The 15,733-nt window shown below is 68.7% G+C and carries 15 protein-coding genes; 8 read left to right on the plus strand and 7 right to left on the minus strand.

Translation table 11 applies throughout. The annotated features are described in order from the left end of the window. Window positions 1-2: 2 nt before the first annotated feature. Window positions 3-626 (minus strand): peptide deformylase, encoded by a 624-nt coding sequence (locus tag ACWEQQ_RS30930; protein WP_452341657.1) that lies wholly within the window; start codon window positions 624-626, stop codon window positions 3-5. A gap of 323 nt (window positions 627-949) precedes the next feature. Here ACWEQQ_RS30930 and ACWEQQ_RS30935 point away from each other — a divergent pair, with 323 nt between their 5' ends. The 5 genes from ACWEQQ_RS30935 to ACWEQQ_RS30955 all read left to right on the plus strand — a co-directional run bounded on the left by ACWEQQ_RS30935 (window position 950) and on the right by ACWEQQ_RS30955 (window position 5,477). Further along, complete coding sequence (locus ACWEQQ_RS30935) at window positions 950-1,267, plus strand: DUF3263 domain-containing protein (RefSeq protein ID WP_364619725.1); 318 nt, start codon at window positions 950-952, stop codon at window positions 1,265-1,267. 91 nt (window positions 1,268-1,358) lie between these two features. Next, window positions 1,359-1,925, plus strand: coding sequence for a LytR C-terminal domain-containing protein (locus ACWEQQ_RS30940; protein ID WP_452350718.1), 567 nt, complete (start codon window positions 1,359-1,361; stop codon window positions 1,923-1,925). 173 nt (window positions 1,926-2,098) lie between these two features. Next, window positions 2,099-2,764, plus strand: a complete 666-nt coding sequence (gene sodC, locus ACWEQQ_RS30945) for a superoxide dismutase[Cu-Zn] (protein ID WP_452350719.1) — start codon at window positions 2,099-2,101, stop codon at window positions 2,762-2,764. Window positions 2,765-2,782: 18 nt separating this feature from the next. After that, the gene (locus tag ACWEQQ_RS30950; protein WP_452341659.1) at window positions 2,783-3,931 is read left to right on the plus strand and encodes a glutamate--cysteine ligase; all 1,149 of its coding nucleotides are present in this window, start codon (window positions 2,783-2,785) and stop codon (window positions 3,929-3,931) included. Window positions 3,932-4,115: 184 nt separating this feature from the next. Beyond that, entirely contained in the window at window positions 4,116-5,477 is a 1,362-nt protein-coding gene (locus tag ACWEQQ_RS30955) for a DUF5933 domain-containing protein (RefSeq protein ID WP_452350720.1), read from the plus strand. A gap of 22 nt (window positions 5,478-5,499) precedes the next feature. On the opposite strand, the gene ACWEQQ_RS30960 is transcribed toward ACWEQQ_RS30955, so the two are convergent. From ACWEQQ_RS30960 to ACWEQQ_RS30975, 4 genes are all read right to left on the minus strand, one after another. Beyond that, window positions 5,500-6,837, minus strand: coding sequence for a hypothetical protein (locus ACWEQQ_RS30960; RefSeq protein WP_452350721.1), 1,338 nt, complete (start codon window positions 6,835-6,837; stop codon window positions 5,500-5,502). 150 nt (window positions 6,838-6,987) lie between these two features. Further along, window positions 6,988-9,246 (minus strand): AAA family ATPase, encoded by a 2,259-nt coding sequence (locus tag ACWEQQ_RS30965; RefSeq protein ID WP_452350722.1) that lies wholly within the window; start codon window positions 9,244-9,246, stop codon window positions 6,988-6,990. Between the two features lie 70 nt (window positions 9,247-9,316). Next, window positions 9,317-10,237: a CDP-diacylglycerol--serine O-phosphatidyltransferase gene (gene pssA, locus ACWEQQ_RS30970; RefSeq protein ID WP_452341663.1), complete on the minus strand. Its 921-nt coding sequence runs from the start codon at window positions 10,235-10,237 to the stop codon at window positions 9,317-9,319. After that, entirely contained in the window at window positions 10,234-10,950 is a 717-nt protein-coding gene (locus ACWEQQ_RS30975) for a phosphatidylserine decarboxylase (protein ID WP_379388707.1), read from the minus strand. Before ACWEQQ_RS30975 ends, pssA begins: the two co-directional genes overlap by 4 nt. Before the next feature lie 292 nt (window positions 10,951-11,242). Between ACWEQQ_RS30975 and ACWEQQ_RS30980 the strand changes: the two genes are divergently transcribed. Continuing rightward, entirely contained in the window at window positions 11,243-12,271 is a 1,029-nt protein-coding gene (locus ACWEQQ_RS30980; protein ID WP_452341664.1) for a beta-ketoacyl-ACP synthase III, read from the plus strand. A 42-nt stretch (window positions 12,272-12,313) separates the two neighbouring features. Here ACWEQQ_RS30980 and ACWEQQ_RS30985 read toward each other — a convergent pair whose 3' ends face one another. Together ACWEQQ_RS30985 and ACWEQQ_RS30990 are read right to left on the minus strand one after the other, a co-directional pair. Beyond that, window positions 12,314-13,012, minus strand: a complete 699-nt coding sequence (locus ACWEQQ_RS30985) for an SIMPL domain-containing protein (protein WP_452350723.1) — start codon at window positions 13,010-13,012, stop codon at window positions 12,314-12,316. Window positions 13,013-13,027: 15 nt separating this feature from the next. Then, window positions 13,028-13,486 carry an SRPBCC family protein gene (locus ACWEQQ_RS30990; protein WP_452341666.1) on the minus strand — a complete coding sequence of 153 codons (459 nt, stop codon included), beginning with the start codon at window positions 13,484-13,486 and terminating at the stop codon, window positions 13,028-13,030. Window positions 13,487-13,747: 261 nt separating this feature from the next. On the opposite strand from ACWEQQ_RS30990, the gene ACWEQQ_RS30995 reads away from it, so the two are divergent. Together ACWEQQ_RS30995 and ACWEQQ_RS31000 are read left to right on the plus strand one after the other, a co-directional pair. Further along, complete coding sequence (locus tag ACWEQQ_RS30995) at window positions 13,748-13,951, plus strand: hypothetical protein (RefSeq protein ID WP_364619699.1); 204 nt, start codon at window positions 13,748-13,750, stop codon at window positions 13,949-13,951. A gap of 108 nt (window positions 13,952-14,059) precedes the next feature. After that, window positions 14,060-15,733 carry an FAD-dependent oxidoreductase gene (locus ACWEQQ_RS31000; RefSeq protein ID WP_452350724.1) on the plus strand — a complete coding sequence of 558 codons (1,674 nt, stop codon included), beginning with the start codon at window positions 14,060-14,062 and terminating at the stop codon, window positions 15,731-15,733.

The following is a 15,733-nucleotide window of genomic DNA, read 5'->3' on the forward strand; positions in this document are numbered from 1 at the left end:
GATCAGTCGTCGAGATCGTCGTCGTCGTGTCCGAAGGGATCCGGCACGGTGCCCGGCACCCAGCTCAAACCCGGCTTGCCCCAGCCGTTTCGCTTGATGGACTTCTTCGCCGCCCGGGCATTGCGCCCGATCAGCATGTCGACGTAGAGGAAGCCGTCCAGGTGCCCGGTCTCGTGCTGCAGCATGCGGGCGAAGAAGCCGCGGCCCTCGATCTCGACCGGTTCGCCGTGCTCGTCGGTGCCGGTGACCTTCGCCCAGTCGGCGCGGCCGGTGGGGAACTGCTCGCCGGGCACCGACAGGCAGCCCTCCTCGTCATCATCGGGATCCGGCATGGTTTCCGGGATCTCCGAGGTCTGCAGCACGGGATTCACGACGCAGCCGCGGCGGCGGACCATCGTCGCGCCGTCGGTGTCGTCCGGGCAGTCGTAGACGAAGATGCGGGGCGAGACCTCGTCCTCGTCCTTGATGATGACCTGATTGGCGGCCAGGCCCACGCCATTGGCGGCGTCCATGGTCTCGTACATGTCCGCGATCAGCTCGGCCAGCTCCTCCGGGGTCTGCGTGACCGGAGTGGTCGCGCGGTGCAGAACCGGGTCGCCGACAATGCGAATCGGGAGAATAGCCATGCTGAGCAGCCTACTGGGCTGCCATTTTGTAGGAGATCACCCCCTGGACACCGCCCGCAGGTTCGCGGCCGTCTCGATTCTGGACTGCGGCTGGAATAGACCTCCGCCTTGGAGCGGGGGAGCGGAGGAGGGAAGAATCGAGACCTCAGGGCCGCGAACCCCGCCCCGGAGCGAAGCGGAGGGGCAGAACAAGCACGACACGCCGGAGGGGCGTCGCAGAACACGCCGATCGGTACGCATCGGGACGACTCCGCCGCGTGGTTGAATGATCGGCGACGCACAAGCACCATATTCGTCTGGTGACCACTCGGCGAGGGAGCACTATGGACAGCGCAGCGGCACGCGACATCCCCGCAAGCGAGGACGGCCCTTCCGGCGAGGATGGCGCACACGGGCTTTCCCGCCGCGAGCTCGACATTCTCGACTTCGAGCGCAAGTGGTGGAAGTACGCCGGTGCGAAGGAAGAAGCCATCCGTGAGCTCTTCGACCTCTCACCCACCCGCTACTACCAGGTCCTGAACGCGGTCGTCGACAAGCCGGAGGCGCTGGCCGCCGACCCCATGCTGGTCAAACGCCTGCGCCGGCTGCGCGCCAGCCGCCAGAAGACCAGGGCGGCACGCCGTCTCGGTTTCCAGGTGTGAACCACGCCCGGAATGTGCCGCAGCTTCCAACACCGCGTGCGTACGCGCTTGATCCCGCGCGGGCGCCCCATCACCCATTAGGCTCGACGCCGTGAGCAACCCGAATTCGCCGGCCGGCGGCCCGCCGCTGCGGGCCCTGGCGATGGTCCTGATCGCGCTGGCCATCGTGTTCGCCGGGCTGGGCGCGATGTCGCTGTCGAGTTCGGACTCCTCGAGCAGCAGCGCCGACTCGACCTCGCAGTCGAGCACCGCCGCGGCCGCCAGCACTGCGGCACAGCAGAATTCGGCCCAGGCCACCACCACCCCACCGGTCGCGCCCAGTACCACGGCGGCGCTGCCCACGACCACCACCGCGACCACCACCGCGGCCGCGGGCGTCGACAAGACCCTTCCCGTACGGGTTTACAACAACGGCACCGTGCCCGGCCTGGCCAAGAAGACCGGCGACCAGCTCACCTCCGACGGGTACAACGTCGCCGAGGTGGGCAACTACGCGAACGGCGTCATTCCGAAAACCACCGTGTACTACGGCAGTTCGCCCAAGGAGCAGGCGCTGGCCCAGGCCATCGCCGCGCAACTGGGCTGCTCGGCAGAACCCCGATTCCCCGGAATCTCGGACTCGCCCACCGGTGTCATCGTCATCGTCACCGGTAACTGAATCGCTGTTGACAAGGCACTGAATCGCTGGCGGTAAGGCACTGTCGGGTCGCTCGAAAGAAACCGTCCGGCCCCTCCACGGCACACACGCACGTCTCTGGCATCATCTTGTCCGGTACGAAGTATGTCCACCCTGCTTTCCCGATAAACTCGGACTCGTAAAGGAGTTCCCCGATGGCCTCGTCCACAACTCGTCGCCCGTCCTGGTGGACTGCTGCTCCGGTGCTCGCGGTCGCAGCCCTCGGTCTCACCGCCTGCTCCAACAGCCAGGAGTCGAGCGACGTCAAGGGGACGACCCCGCCGGTGTTCACCAGCTCGCAGGCCCCTGCCGGCACGCAGGGGACCGAGGGCGGCAATGCTCCGGAGGACTCGTCCAGCGTCACGCTCAAGGACCCCAGCGGCGGCACCGTCGGGACCGCCACCATCGCGAAGGTGGGCAACCACCTCCAGATCACCGTCGAGGCGCACGGGCTGAAGCCCGGCTTCCACGGCCTGCACGTCCACCAGGTCGGCAAGTGCGAGCCCAACTCCACCGCGCCGGCGGGCGGCGCGCCCGGCGACTTTCTCTCCGCCGGTGGCCACCTGCAGGTCGGCGACCAGAACACCCACCCGGCCAGCGGTGATCTGACCTCGCTCGAGGTGCTCAAGGACGGCACCGCCAAGCTGGTGACCACCACCGACGCCTTCACCCTGGACGAGGTCAAGGGCAAGGCGCTGATCATCCACGCCGGCGCCGACAACTTCGGCAACATTCCCACCCGGTACGCGCCCGCACCGGATGCGGACACCCTCGCGACCGGCGACGCGGGTGCACGGGTCGCCTGCGGCGTCGTCGCCTGAACCCTCTCGAGGTGAGCCATGGCCGGGGCAGGCAGAACGAAGGTCCCCTTCAACTCATCGCCCCGGCACACGCTCGGCGTGGAATGGGAGGTCGCGCTCGTCGACAAGCGCACGCGCGACCTGTCCAACACCGCCGCAGCGGTTTTCGAAGCCTGCGGTGATCTGCGCGCCTGGGACGGCACCCCGCAGATCACCAAGGAACTGCTGAAGAACACCGTCGAACTCGTCTCCGGCAAGCACGACACCGTGAGCGAGGTGGTCGACGAACTGCGCGCCACCCAGGACGTCGTGCGCCGCGCCGCCGACCAGGTCGGCGTCGACCTGTTCTGCGCCGGCACCCATCCCTTCGCGCAGTGGTCCACCCAACAGCTCACGCGCAGTGCGCATTACGACGAACTCATCGAGCGCACCCAGTGGTGGGGCCGCCAGATGCTCATCTGGGGCGTGCACGTGCACGTCGGAATCTCCCACCCGGACAAGGTCTTCCCCATCCTCAACGGGCTGCTGCCGTCCTATCCGCATCTGCTGGCGCTGTCGGCCTCCTCGCCCATGTGGGCGGGCGTCGACACCGGATACGCCAGCAACCGGGCGCTCATGTTCCAACAGCTGCCCACCGCCGGACTGCCCTTCCAGTTCGAGAACTGGGACCAGTTCGAGGGTTTCGTGCACGACCAGATGAAAACCGGTGTGATCGAACAACTCGGCGGCATGCACTGGGACATCCGGCCCGCGCCCAAATGGGGCACCATCGAGGTCCGCGTCTGCGACGGCACCCCCACCAAGGCCGAACTGGCGGCCATCGTGGCGCTGATCCACTGCCTGGTGGTGGATCTCGACCGCCGAGTGGAATCCGGCGAGACCATGCCGGCCATCCTGCCGCCCTGGCACGTGCAGGAAAACAAGTGGCGCGCAGCGCGATACGGGCTCGACGCCATCGTCATCACCGACGCCGACAGCAATGAGCGACTGGTCACCGACGACCTGATGGAACTGCTCAACCGGCTGGAGCCGACCGCCAAGAGCCTCGGCTGCGAGAACGAGCTCGCCATGGTCGCCGACATCCCGAAGAAGGGCGCGTCCTATCAGCGTCAGCGCCGGGTGGCCGCGACCGCGCAGGGCGATCTGGTCGCGGTCGTCGATTCGCTGGTTCACGAACTCGAGTACTGAGGTCCACGAACTCGCGCACCGCGGAACCGTCTTGCACGGTTGTGATTTCGATTACGACCGGATCCGTACGGTGTACGCGTGGCCAGGAGTGATGCCGCGCTGACCGGGGCCTGTTCATCTGGTGAGATGGGCGGCGTTCAACTACTCACCGAGCTGGCGTTCATGCGGCGTTTACTATGGCTGGATGCTGCTCGACGATCCGTACTCCCGAATCGGCGGCGAGACACGCCGAACCGGGTTACGGATGTTGTCGCCGCGCGCCGGCCTGACGGCCGCGCTATCGGTGGGGGCGGCGCTGCTCATCGTCCTGCAGATCGTGGCCTCGCACCACCACTTCACCGGCCCGCTGGAAAGCATCTGGGCCGACTTCGCGGGTAATGCCAAATCCTTCACCGTGCCGTGGGCCGGGCTCGGGCTCGCGCTCATCGGGCTGAGCTGGCGGCGGCGGTTCCTGGCGGTCGGCGCGGCGCTCGGCATCGACCTTGTGTACCAATCGATTCGGACGCTGTCCGGTGGACCACTGGCCATGGGCAACGGCCCCGTCCTCGTGCTGCTCGCCCTCATCGGGCTCGCGTGCTGGAAGTGGCAGGGCAAGGACCGCACCAATGCGCTGCACGCCGCCGCGCTCGGCATCCTGCTGGTGCTGTCCAGCAAGGTCGCCGACGTCTGGCTGGGCATCACCGTGCTGGCCGGGCCCCGAGTGCTCGACGAACACATCGTGCTGGTGGACCACGCCCTGGGCGACCCCTCCTGGCTGATGGGGCAGCTGCTGGACTGGCTGGGGCCGATCGCCTCCGCCGTGCTGCACTGGGTCTACATCGAACTGCCCGTCGGCGCGATGATCGTGACCATCTGGCAGCTGCGCACTGTGGTCACGACGGGGGACTGGCCCAAGCACTACCTGGTGCGCACCTTCCTGGTGCTCGGCCTCATCGGCCCGGTCTTCTATGTCGTATTCCCCGTCGTCGGGCCGATGTTCGCGTTCGGCGCGGACGGGCACGTCTTCTCCCTGGGTAGCTACTGGCCGAATGTCGTGCCGCCGGTGGACCTCTCGCCGGGTTCGATCGCCTTCGACCACTACACCCCGCGCAACTGCATGCCGTCATTGCACACCGCGTGGGCGCTGTCGATCTTCATCCACTCGCGCCGCGACCCCTTCACGGGTGCGCCCGCGCCGGTCTGGCTGCGCTGGGGCGGGACCTTCTGGCTCGTCGCCACCCTGTCGGCCACCCTGGGCTTCGGCTACCACTACGGCGCCGATCTGGTGGCCGGCGCGGTGCTGTGCCTGACCATCGAATCCGCCCTGCGCGCACCGGAACGCGGCTGGGATCGCACCCGCCTGCAACTGGTGTCGGCCGGCGCCGCGCTCTTCGCCGGGCTGCTGCTGTCCTACCGGTACCTGTCGACCGGCTTCGCCGAACACCCGGTGCCCGCGGGCATCGTCGTGTTCGGCCTGCTGGCCGGTTACGTGACGGCCTTCTACCGCACCTGGTTCGGCGACGCCGTCACCACGGCCCCCGCGCTCGAATCCGTGGTGCGCGCCTGACCGTTCGCCGGTCACAGCACGGTCAGCCGGAGGTGGCCGCGCCGTTCGGAGATTCGGGCGCGGTGTCGGTCGTCGCCGGGATTCGCGGGCGACTGCGCCGCAGCAGGTAGATCCCGGCCAGACAGCCCCCGGCGACCAGCGCCGACGTCCAGCCCGGGGCCGCGGTGCTGCTGGAGCTCACCGCGCACATCGACGCGCTGTCGGCGGATTGCGTGGCGTAGTGGCCCCGCGAGACATAATCGCGCATGCCCAGCACCGCCGACGGGACGAACAGCACCAGGGTGCCCAGCACCCGGCTCGGCACATAGTGCGGCCGGGTGGACAGCAGGGCGAAACCGATGAGCCAGGACACGAGCGCCGCACTGCCCACGATCAGCCAGGCCCGGGTCGCATCGGCCGTGAACGCCGTGAGCACCCCGAGCGCCATGCCCGCGGCCAGGGAGACCGCAGGACCCCCGCCCCTGCTGCCCACCCACATGCCGACCGCCGACACCGCCGCCAGCAGCGGGATCGACCAGGCCGGCATCTCGGCCGCCACGGTCGCCGCACCCACCGCGCCCAGGCCCACCGCCAGCAGCACGATCTCGCCGTCCCGGCCCGGCAACAGCATGGCCGCGACAATGGCGGTCCCCACCGCGGTCGCCACCGCGAGGACGATGCCCGCTTGGCTGTCGCCGTGCCGGGCCAGCCATTCCGCACTGGCCAGCGTCACCAGCACCAGCACCACGCCCGCCAGGATGGGGGCCAGCGGCAGCTCCGCCGAGAGCCGTTCCTCCGCCTCGCGCTTCCGATGGGTCAGGAACCCGAAGCCGACCAGGACCAGCGCCAGCAGGAGCATCCAGATGGGCAGCACATCGCCGGCGTGCCAGTGATCGCTCGCCGTCGCGTCGATGCCGCCGCCGATCCGCGACACCGGATTCACCGAACCGAGCAGCAGGCTGATCAGAACGCCCAGGGTCCAGCCGAAGGCGGGTAGCCGGCGGTGCAGCACCGCCGCCCCCAGCGCGCCCAGGATCAGGCCGCCGGCCAGGGAATCGATGAAGTTCATGGTGGGCAGCGACGAATTCGGTTCGCCGGCATGGCCGAACACGTGATTGGCCAGCAGCACCAGCAGCCCGCCCAGCGTGGTCGCCCACGCTGCCACGGGGCTGCCCAGCGTGGTGATGAGCACCGCCGCGATCATGGCGATGAGCGCGCCCGCCGACACGGCGCGGGGCAGGGTGTAGGCCAGCAGGTCGCGCTGCAGGGCCGACGTCTCCGAGGTCCAGCCGAAGTCGATGGGCAGGGCCAGCGCCAGGCCGGCAACCGTTGCTGCGACCAGCGCCGTGATCGTCTCCGCGGCTACCTGATGCGACCTCACCAGGGCAAAATTACCGGTGATAGGCGGACCGATTGGTACGACTCGCCTACTTTGTACAGATTCGGCGCGCTACCGGCGCGCATGGCGAACGCGCCGCGAAACCATTGACACAGCAGACTAATCGGTCTCGTATGCCCTGGTGGGGAGCGTTCAGACGTAGCCGGACACGTTGCCGGGCGGAGTCGGCGATTCGCGCTGGGCGGCATACAGCCGCAGGGCCTCCACCTGGACCGGATCCAGCGAGGGCCGCACCGCCTTGCGCGCGGCCCCCACATCCGCGGCCGTCACCTCCCCGGCCTCGACATCGCGGCGCATGGCGGCGAGGGCGGCCTCGCGCAGCAGCGCCGAGCAGTCCGCCGCCGAGTAGCCCTCCAGCTCACGCGCCAGCCGCCGCAGATTGACGTCCTTGGCCAGCGGCACGGATTTGGCGGCGGTGCCCAGGATTTCGGCGCGGGCATCGGCATCCGGCGGCGGCACGAACACCAGGCGCTCCAGGCGCCCGGGACGGGTCAGGGCCGGATCGATGAGCTCGGGCCGGTTCGTCGCGCCGATCACGACCACATCCCGCAGCGGCTCGACACCGTCGAGTTCGGTCAGGAGCGCGGCGACAATGCGATCCGATACGCCCGAATCGCTGGACTGCCCGCGCCGCGGCGCCAGCGCGTCCACCTCGTCCAGGAAGATCAGCGACGGCGCGGAATCCCTTGCGCGCTGGAACAATTCGCGCACCGCCCGCTCCGAGGAGCCGACCCACTTGTCCATCAGCTCCGCGCCCTTCACGGCGTGCACACTCAACTGCCCCGATCCCGCCAGCGCCCGCACCAGGAAGGTCTTGCCGCATCCCGGCGGCCCGTAGAGCAGCACTCCGCGCGGTGGCTCGATACCCAGCCGCTGGAACGAATCCGGATGCTTCAGCGGCCACAGCACGGCCTCGGTGAGGGCCTGCTTGGTCTCCGCCATGTCACCGACGTCGGCGAGGCTCAAACTGCCGATGGCCAGTTCCTCGGACCCGGAACGCGACAGCGGACGGATCACCTCCAGCGCTCCGGCCAGATCCTCCTGCAGCAGCATCGGGTCCGACTGCTCGCGACTGGCCCGCGCGGCCGCGCGCAGGGCCGCCTCGCGCACCAGCGCTGTCAGGTCCGCCGCGACGAAACCCGGTGTCCGCGAGGAAATCTCATCGAGCTTCAGCACATCGGTGGGGACATTGCGCAGCAGTTGCTCCAGCAGCGCCGCGCGCACCCCCGACGTGGGTAGCGGCAGCGACACCTCCCGATCGCACAGCTCCGGAGCACGCAGCCGCGGGTCGATACCCGCCGCATTCGACGTCGTGGCCAGCACCGCGACCGTCTCCTGTGCCACGGCCGCGCGCAACTGGTCGAGAATCAGCGTGGCCACCGGTTCGGCCGGCGTCGGCAGCAGCGCGTCGATATCGGTGATCAGCAGCACTCCGCCTGCGCCGGAACAGATTTCGGCCACTTTGTCGGACACGTCGCGCAGCCTGGGTCCGATGTCGGTCGCACCGACCGCCGGGCCGTCCAGCTCGACCAGCCGCCGCGATCCCGTCACGGCCCGCGCGAGTGTCGCCTTCCCGACCCCGGCCGGACCGGTGATCAGGACCCCCAGATGCGAGGACGCTCCGAGTTTCTTCAGCAGGTCCGGCTCGTCCAGTGCCAGGCTCAGCCACTCCCGCAGCTTCGCGGCCTGGGTCTGGACCCCGGCCAGATCGGCCACCGCCACCACCGACGGCGGTGGCGACGCCGGAGCGCTGACCCGGAGGTCGGTGCGGGTATCCGTGTCGTCCAGGGGAGCCGCGGGCAGGTCCGTCTCGGCGACGCCGAAACCCCAGCCCACCGCGCTGTTGGTACTGACGACCACCGGGCCGGGCTGCGGATCGACGGCCGTCACCCGCAGCAGCTCCGAGGTCCAGGCGATATTGAGGGCTCTCGAAAGCTGCTGGGCCACACCGGATCGGCTGGCCCCGGGTTTGAGATCCATCGGGCGCAGCGAGACGGCGTCCTGGATCGACACCACCTTGCCCTGCAGGGCATGCCGCAGTGTCGTCTCGTCGATGGCGCGCATGACGTCCGGCGAGCCCGTGACCGAAATCCGGGTGGCCCGGCGCGGAATCACCTTCGCGATGGTCACTTTCGAGCCCGCCGCGATGTGCGCGTTCGACATCGTCACCTCGTCGAGCAGCGCCTCGCCGCGCCCGACGGGTTTGCCCTTCAGCGGTGTCGCCACCAACGCCGAGGTCTGTCTGCCGCCGGCGATCGAGATCACGTCCCACGGATTCACGCCCAGCAGCGCCAGCGAGTCCGGATGCAATCGGACCACCCCCCGCCGATCGTCGGCGGGGGAGGTGTTCAGGCGAGCGGTGAACTGGAAACCCGGCTGTGAGTCGGTCACGCCGTCAATTCTGCCCGGGCCGGCCGGCCGCCGACGGCAGCGTCGGCGAATCGCGGCCCGGCCGTTGGTTTCAGCGCCCGGGGCGGTTCGACACCCGGTCGCGCTGACCCGGGCGGCGCAGGCGCAGCCGTGCCGTGGACACCGACACCCGCGGCACCCGCCCGGCCAGCGGGCGCTGGCGGCGCTGCGCCTTGCGCTGGGCGCGGCGCTCGGCCGGCTTGTGGTTCCAGGTCTCGGGCCGGGCCGCCACCCAGCGCGCGGAGTGCACCGCGAACGGGATGTGGCCGAGGTACAGCACGACCAGCGCCATCATCAGGATGAGCGGGTAGGTGACCAGCAGCGCGGCGGCCAGCGCGACCAGCACCAGCAGGATGGGCGCGGTGCGCGGGGGCACCGACACCGACTTGACGGCCAGGGTGGGCAGCGTGCTCACGCACAACAGGCCGGTCAGCACCGTCCACACCGCCACCACCGGGAAGCTCACCCACCAGCCGTCGCCGAACTGCTCGGACAGCGCGATGGGCGTCAGCACGATGAGCGCGCCCGCCGGGGCGGGCACGCCGGTGAAGTACTCACGCTGCCAGTCCGGGCGGTTGTCGTCGTCCATCAGGGTGTTGAAGCGGGCCAGCCGCAACACCATGCAGACGGCGAACATCAGCGCCAGGATCCAGCCGATGCTGTCGGCGTGCAGGAAGGTCACGTACAGCACCAGGGCGGGCGTGACGCCGAACGCGATGGCGTCCGACAGCGAATCCAGCTCCGCGCCCATCTTGGTGGTGGCATCCAGCATGCGGGCGATGCGCCCGTCCAGCATGTCGAAGACCGCGGCCGCGCCGACCAGCGCCAGCGCGATCCCCAGCTTGCCTTCCATGCCGAACTTCACCGCGGACAGGCCCGAGCACAGTCCCAGGATGGTCACCATGCTCGGCAGCAGTCGGATGGTGCGGTTACGGCGACGCCCGTTCGGTTCGGGCGCGAGTTGTTCCATCATGAATCCAGTTCGGCCAGCACCGTTTCCGCACCGATGGTGCGCTGCCCCGGGGTGACCAGCAGCCTGGTCCCGGCCGGGAAGTAGGTATCCACGCGCGAACCGAACCGGATCAGGCCGTAGGTGTCACCGATGTTCAGCTTGTCGCCGGCCTCGGCCTCGCAGATGATGCGGCGCGCCAGCAGCCCGGCGATCTGCACCACCACCACGCGCTGCCCGGAGGCGGTCTCGATGACCATGCTGTTGCGCTCGTTGCGGTCGCTGGCCTCGGGCAGATCGGCGGAGACGAACTTGCCCTTCTGGTAGGCGACCTGTTCCACCAGGCCACTCACCGGCACCCGCTGCACGTGCACGTCCAGCACCGACAGGAAGATGCTCACCCGCGGCAGCGGTGCGTCGCCCAGGCCGAGTTCGGCCGGCGGCACCGCGGTGTCGACCAGGGCGACCTCGCCGTCGGCGGGGGCCACCACGACGCCGGGGCGGTTCGGCGGCACCCGGTGCGGGTGCCGGAAGAATCCGGCGCAGGCCGCGGCCGCCAGCAAACCGGTGCGGCGCAGCCACTTCCGCCGATAGCCGAGGGTGGCCACCGCCAGCGGTGCGGCCACGAACGGCAGACCTGCCGGATGCAGCGGCGGAACGGCTTTGCGGACCAGGTCGGCGACGTGGCCGAGGCCGGTCTGTTCCGGAGTGCCGGGCGGGGTGGGTCGGCGGGCCACAGGCTCCTCTTTCATGCGCGGATAGATACGGTCAGGGACCGCGATCACACGATACGTGAAGTGGGTTCGACGCTCGCGTTCTCGGTGACCGAACACCCGCGGCCGGCCTCCCGGATCGGAGGTGCGCCGCCCGGCATTGACCCCTCGATTGTGATCAGTAGCACTGGCATGAGAGGCTATCGCGATTAAGATGAGGGAGCCTCATGTCTGCGGCATTGTGGGTCCGCGGGGGGTGAGGAACCCGATGAAGGTCACGTTCGACGCGCGGTACGCAGTACATAGGAGAGAACCAATGTCTGCTCGAATTGCTTCGATCAACGGGGCAGAGCACACGGCCATGCTCGGGCTCGGTGTGTACCGGCCGGAGCGAATCGTCACCAATGACGAGGTGGCGGGGCCGATAGATTCCAGTGACGAGTGGATCCGGACACGTTCCGGCATCCGCAACAGACGCTTCGCCTCTCCCGAGGAGACGATCGTCAGCATGAGCGCCGCGGCTGCCCGCGACGCCATCGAAGCAGCGGAGATCGACGCGGATCAGATCGATTGCGTCATCGTCGCAACGTCCACCTGGCTACTGCTCACGCCCGCCGCGGGCCCGCAGATCGCCACTGCGCTCGGTCTGAACAATGTGGCCGCCTTCGATGTCTCGGCCGGTTGCGCCGGCTTCTGCCACGGGGTCGCCATGGCGTCGGATCTGGTGAAGGGCGGCACCGCCCGGCACGTGCTGGTCATCGGCGTGGAAAAGCTCACGGACACGGTCAATCCGAGGGATCGTGGCACCGCCTTCCTCTTCGCCGACGGCGCCGGCGCGGTGGTGATCGGCCCCTCCAGCGAACCGGGCATCGGCCCGACCGTCTGGGGATCGGACGGCACCCAGCACCACGCCATCCGCCAGGACAAGGACTGGCTGCAGTTCTTCAACGAGATCGACGAGAAGGGCCTCGATGCTGTCCGGCCCTACCTCGCCATGGAAGGAACAGCTGTCTTCCGTTGGGCCGCACACTCTTTGGAGCAGGTGTGCCGCGAGGCCATCGAGCGGGCGGGCCTGACCACGGACGATCTGGACGCGATGGTCCCGCATCAGGCCAACGGTCGCATCATCGAGATCATGGCGCGGGTGCTGAAGCTCCCCGAGCGGTGCGCCCTGGCCAATGACATCGAGGAGGCCGGCAATACCTCGGCGGCTTCGATCCCGCTGGCCATGGAGGCCATGATGCGCGCGGGCGACGCCAAACCCGGCGGCACCGCACTGCTCATCGCCTTCGGTGCGGGGTTGTCCTGGGCGGCGCAGGTGGCCCAGCTGCCGAACTGGAAGTGAGCGCCGCTGCGCGCCGCTACCCGGCGGCGCGCAGCGGACGAGCTATCCCATATCCCAGGCGACGGTCACGGTGAATGTGACCGTCTGCTGGCCTGGTTCGAGGGTGATGTTGGGTGCCGCGCCCGGGGCGGTGTCCCGGTACTTCGGCGTCGGCGTTGTGCCGCTGCCGTTTTCGCTGATGGTCTTGACCGTCTTCAGTTTCAGCCCGGACAGGCCGGCGTACTGCTCGGCGCGGCTCTTGGCGTCGTCGAAGGCTCGCGCGCGGGCGTCGGACAGCAGCTTGGTGTTGTCCTCCAGCCCGAAGGCCACCGAGTTGATGCGGGTGTCGTTGCCGCCCGCCTGCACCGCCGCCGACAGGATGCCCGAGGCCTTCGGCAGGTCCCGCACGGCCACGTGCATGGTGTTGGTGGCGCGATAGCCGGTGATGTTGTGGCCGTCGGTGCCGTAGGTGGGCTGCACGGACAGGTCGCTGGTCTTGATGTCCTCGCGCTTGGCCCCGGCCGTGACCATGGCGTCGGTGATCGCCTTGGCCTTGTCGCCGGCCTGGTTCACGGCAGCGGACACGTCGGCCGCGCTCACCTCGGTGCCCAGATCGGCATTGAGCACATCCGGTGTGCCCTGGACCTTTCCGGTACCGGTGACGGTGACCGTGCGGTCGCCGGAGGAGTCGGAGCTGCCGCAGCCGGTGAGTACGAGCGCCACACCGGCCGTGGCGGCGCAGAGCGCTGTCAGTCGTCGCATAGGCCGAACCTACGCTCAGCGCTCCACGGTTTGCTTGATCTTCCCGAGGGTCACCTGCATGCCGTCCTCGAGCGCGCCTTCGAAGGGCTGCTCACCGCCGAAGACGTTGTCGATGGTGAACTGCAGCCACCGGGGCAGCTTGCCGCTGGGGACGTCGCGCCGCTGGACCAGCTTGGTGCCGCCGTCGGCGGTGGGCTCGAGGGTGTAGCTCCAGATGGTCCGGTTCTCGTTCATGCGGAAGGCGATCGCGCGATTCGGCTCGAATCGCACCACCCGGGAGGTGGTCGGGTAGATGTAGCCCTTGGCCTTGTTGAGGTTCACCGTCCAGGTGCCGGTGTGCACTACGCGACCCAGCGGCTGCATGCGCAGGGTCTGCGGGCTGAACTCGGGAATGCGCTTGAGGTCGGCGACAACGCTCCAGACCCGCTCGGGTGCTGCCGCGATATCGATGCTGGCTTCGAGAGTTTTCGGCAACGCTGCCTCCGGGGACGTAACGATCGGTACCACGCATCCTAGTTCGGGTGGCGTGGATCACCTCGGCTCCGTGGTGTGGATCACCACACCCACCTGCACGTATGGGCATGTGCCGCCGGTTCATTCCGCGATTGAAAATCAACTAGATCACATTCTGGAGGTGTTGATGTCCGAAATGTAATGCTCGGCGCACAATGTCGATAGACGAAGCAACAGACACTGCCACCAGCTTTCCGATTGGGAAACGTGAGGTGATCGGCCGTGAACCTGCGTTCGCTCCTGCATCTCGAGACCAAGACGGTCCCACTCCTCCCCGCTGAAGAGTCCGGTACCGATGCGGAGTCCCCGACGCTCGACAAATCGACGAAACGCTTCCGCCGCAAGGCCAACGGCGACCTCGAAGAGCGACTCGAGCGATTGCTCACCCCTACCGAGATGGATTTCATTGAGCATCACCGGATTTGAATCGGTGTGCCCAGGATGTTCGAGCAAGGACGCAGGTCTGTTCCGCCTGACGCGAACATGGCACGGTCTGGCCTTCGCGGTCTTGCCTCGTCAGCCCATACTCGTTAGGTGACTTCACCAGCTGCCGCGAAGCCGGCCATCCTCAGCGTCGACGACGATCCTGGCGTCTCGCGCGCGGTCGTGCGGGACCTGCGCCGCCGGTATGGGGCGGACTACCGGATTCTGCGGGCGGAGTCCGGCGCCGATGCGCTCGAGGCCCTTCGCGAGATGAAACTGCGCGGCCACCCGGTCGCGGTGATCATCGCCGACTACCGGATGCCCGGGATGAACGGCGTCGAATTCCTCGAGCAGGCCATGGACCTGCACCCGTACGCGCGCCGCGTGCTGCTGACCGCCTACGCGGACACCAATGCCGCCATCGAGGCCATCAATGTGGTCGACCTGGACCACTACCTGCTCAAGCCGTGGGATCCGCCGGAGGAGAAGCTCTACCCGGTCGTCGACGCCCTGCTGGAGGCCTGGCGCGGGGACGAGCACAAGCCGGTGACCGAGACCAAGGTGGTGGGCCACCGCTGGTCGGCCCGCTGCTCGGAGGTGCGGGAGTTCCTGGCGCGCAACCAGTTGCCGTATCGCTGGTACCAGGTGGACGAGCCGGAGGGGGCGCGGCTGCTGACCGCGGCCAATGCCACCGAGGACCAGTGTCCGGTCATCATCAATCCCAGCGGCGAAGTGCTGATCATGCCCACCGACGCGCAATTGGCCGAGGGCGTGGGCCTGAACACCGACGCCTCCAGCGACTTCTACGACCTGATCGTGGTCGGCGGCGGCCCGGCCGGTCTCGGCGCGGCGGTTTACGGCGCGTCGGAGGGTCTGCGCACCGTGCTGGTGGAACGCACCGCCACCGGCGGCCAGGCCGGGCAGAGTTCCCGCATCGAGAACTACCTGGGCTTCCCCGACGGCCTTTCCGGCGCGCAGCTGGCCGACCGGGCTCGCCGGCAGGCCGTGAAATTCGGGGCCGAGTTGATCACCGCGCGGGAGGTGGTGGCCCTCGAGGCCTGCGGTTCCGCGCGCGTGGTGCGGTTCGCCGACGGTGGCAGCATCGCGGCGCACTCGGTGCTCATCGCCACCGGCGTCAACTACCGCCACCACCCGGCCCCCGGCGTGGACGACTTCACCGGCCGCGGCGTCTACTACGGCTCGGCCATGACCGAGGCCAGCGACTGCGCCGACAAGGACGTCTACATCGTCGGTGGCGCGAACTCGGCGGGCCAGGCGGCGGTGTTCCTGTCCCGGCGGGCCCGGACCGTGCACCTCGTGGTGCGCGGGCCGTCGCTGGAATCGTCCATGTCGCACTACCTGATTCAGCAGATCGCGCAGATCCCGAACATCAAGGTGCACACCCGTACCGAGGTGGTGTCCGCCGATGGCGACGACCACCTGGAATGGATCGTGCTGCGCAACAACGAGGCCGGCACGGAAGAAAAGGTGGACGCCGAGCGTTTGTTCTTGTTCATCGGTGCGGCGCCGGAAACCGACTGGCTCGAAGGCACCGTCAAGCGCGACGACAAGGGCTATGTGCTGGCCGGACCGGACCTCATGGTCGAGGGCGAACGGCCCGGGGGCTGGGAGCTACCTCGTCCCCCCCAGCATCTGGAGACCAGCGTGCCCGGCGTGTTCGTGGCCGGCGACGTTCGGTCGGAATCGGCGAAGCGGGTGGCCTCCGCGGTCGGCGAGGGCGCGATGGCCGTCATGCTGGTGCACCGCTGGCTCGCGAAACAGTAG

Source organism: Nocardia sp. NPDC004123 (assembly GCF_053603795.1).

Excerpts from the sequence above, each read along its gene's own strand:
- ACWEQQ_RS30950 (WP_452341659.1), top strand. The coding sequence starts at position 2,783 with ATGGCCGGGGCAGGCAGAACGAAGGTCCCCTTCAACTCATCGCCCCGG.
- ACWEQQ_RS30930 (WP_452341657.1), bottom strand. The coding sequence starts at position 626 with ATGGCTATTCTCCCGATTCGCATTGTCGGCGACCCGGTTCTGCACCGC.
- ACWEQQ_RS30955 (WP_452350720.1), top strand. The coding sequence starts at position 4,116 with ATGCTGCTCGACGATCCGTACTCCCGAATCGGCGGCGAGACACGCCGA.
- sodC (WP_452350719.1), top strand. The coding sequence starts at position 2,099 with ATGGCCTCGTCCACAACTCGTCGCCCGTCCTGGTGGACTGCTGCTCCG.
- ACWEQQ_RS30985 (WP_452350723.1), bottom strand. The coding sequence starts at position 13,012 with ATGCGACGACTGACAGCGCTCTGCGCCGCCACGGCCGGTGTGGCGCTC.
- ACWEQQ_RS30980 (WP_452341664.1), top strand. The coding sequence starts at position 11,243 with ATGTCTGCTCGAATTGCTTCGATCAACGGGGCAGAGCACACGGCCATG.
- pssA (WP_452341663.1), bottom strand. The coding sequence starts at position 10,237 with ATGATGGAACAACTCGCGCCCGAACCGAACGGGCGTCGCCGTAACCGC.
- ACWEQQ_RS30935 (WP_364619725.1), top strand. The coding sequence starts at position 950 with ATGGACAGCGCAGCGGCACGCGACATCCCCGCAAGCGAGGACGGCCCT.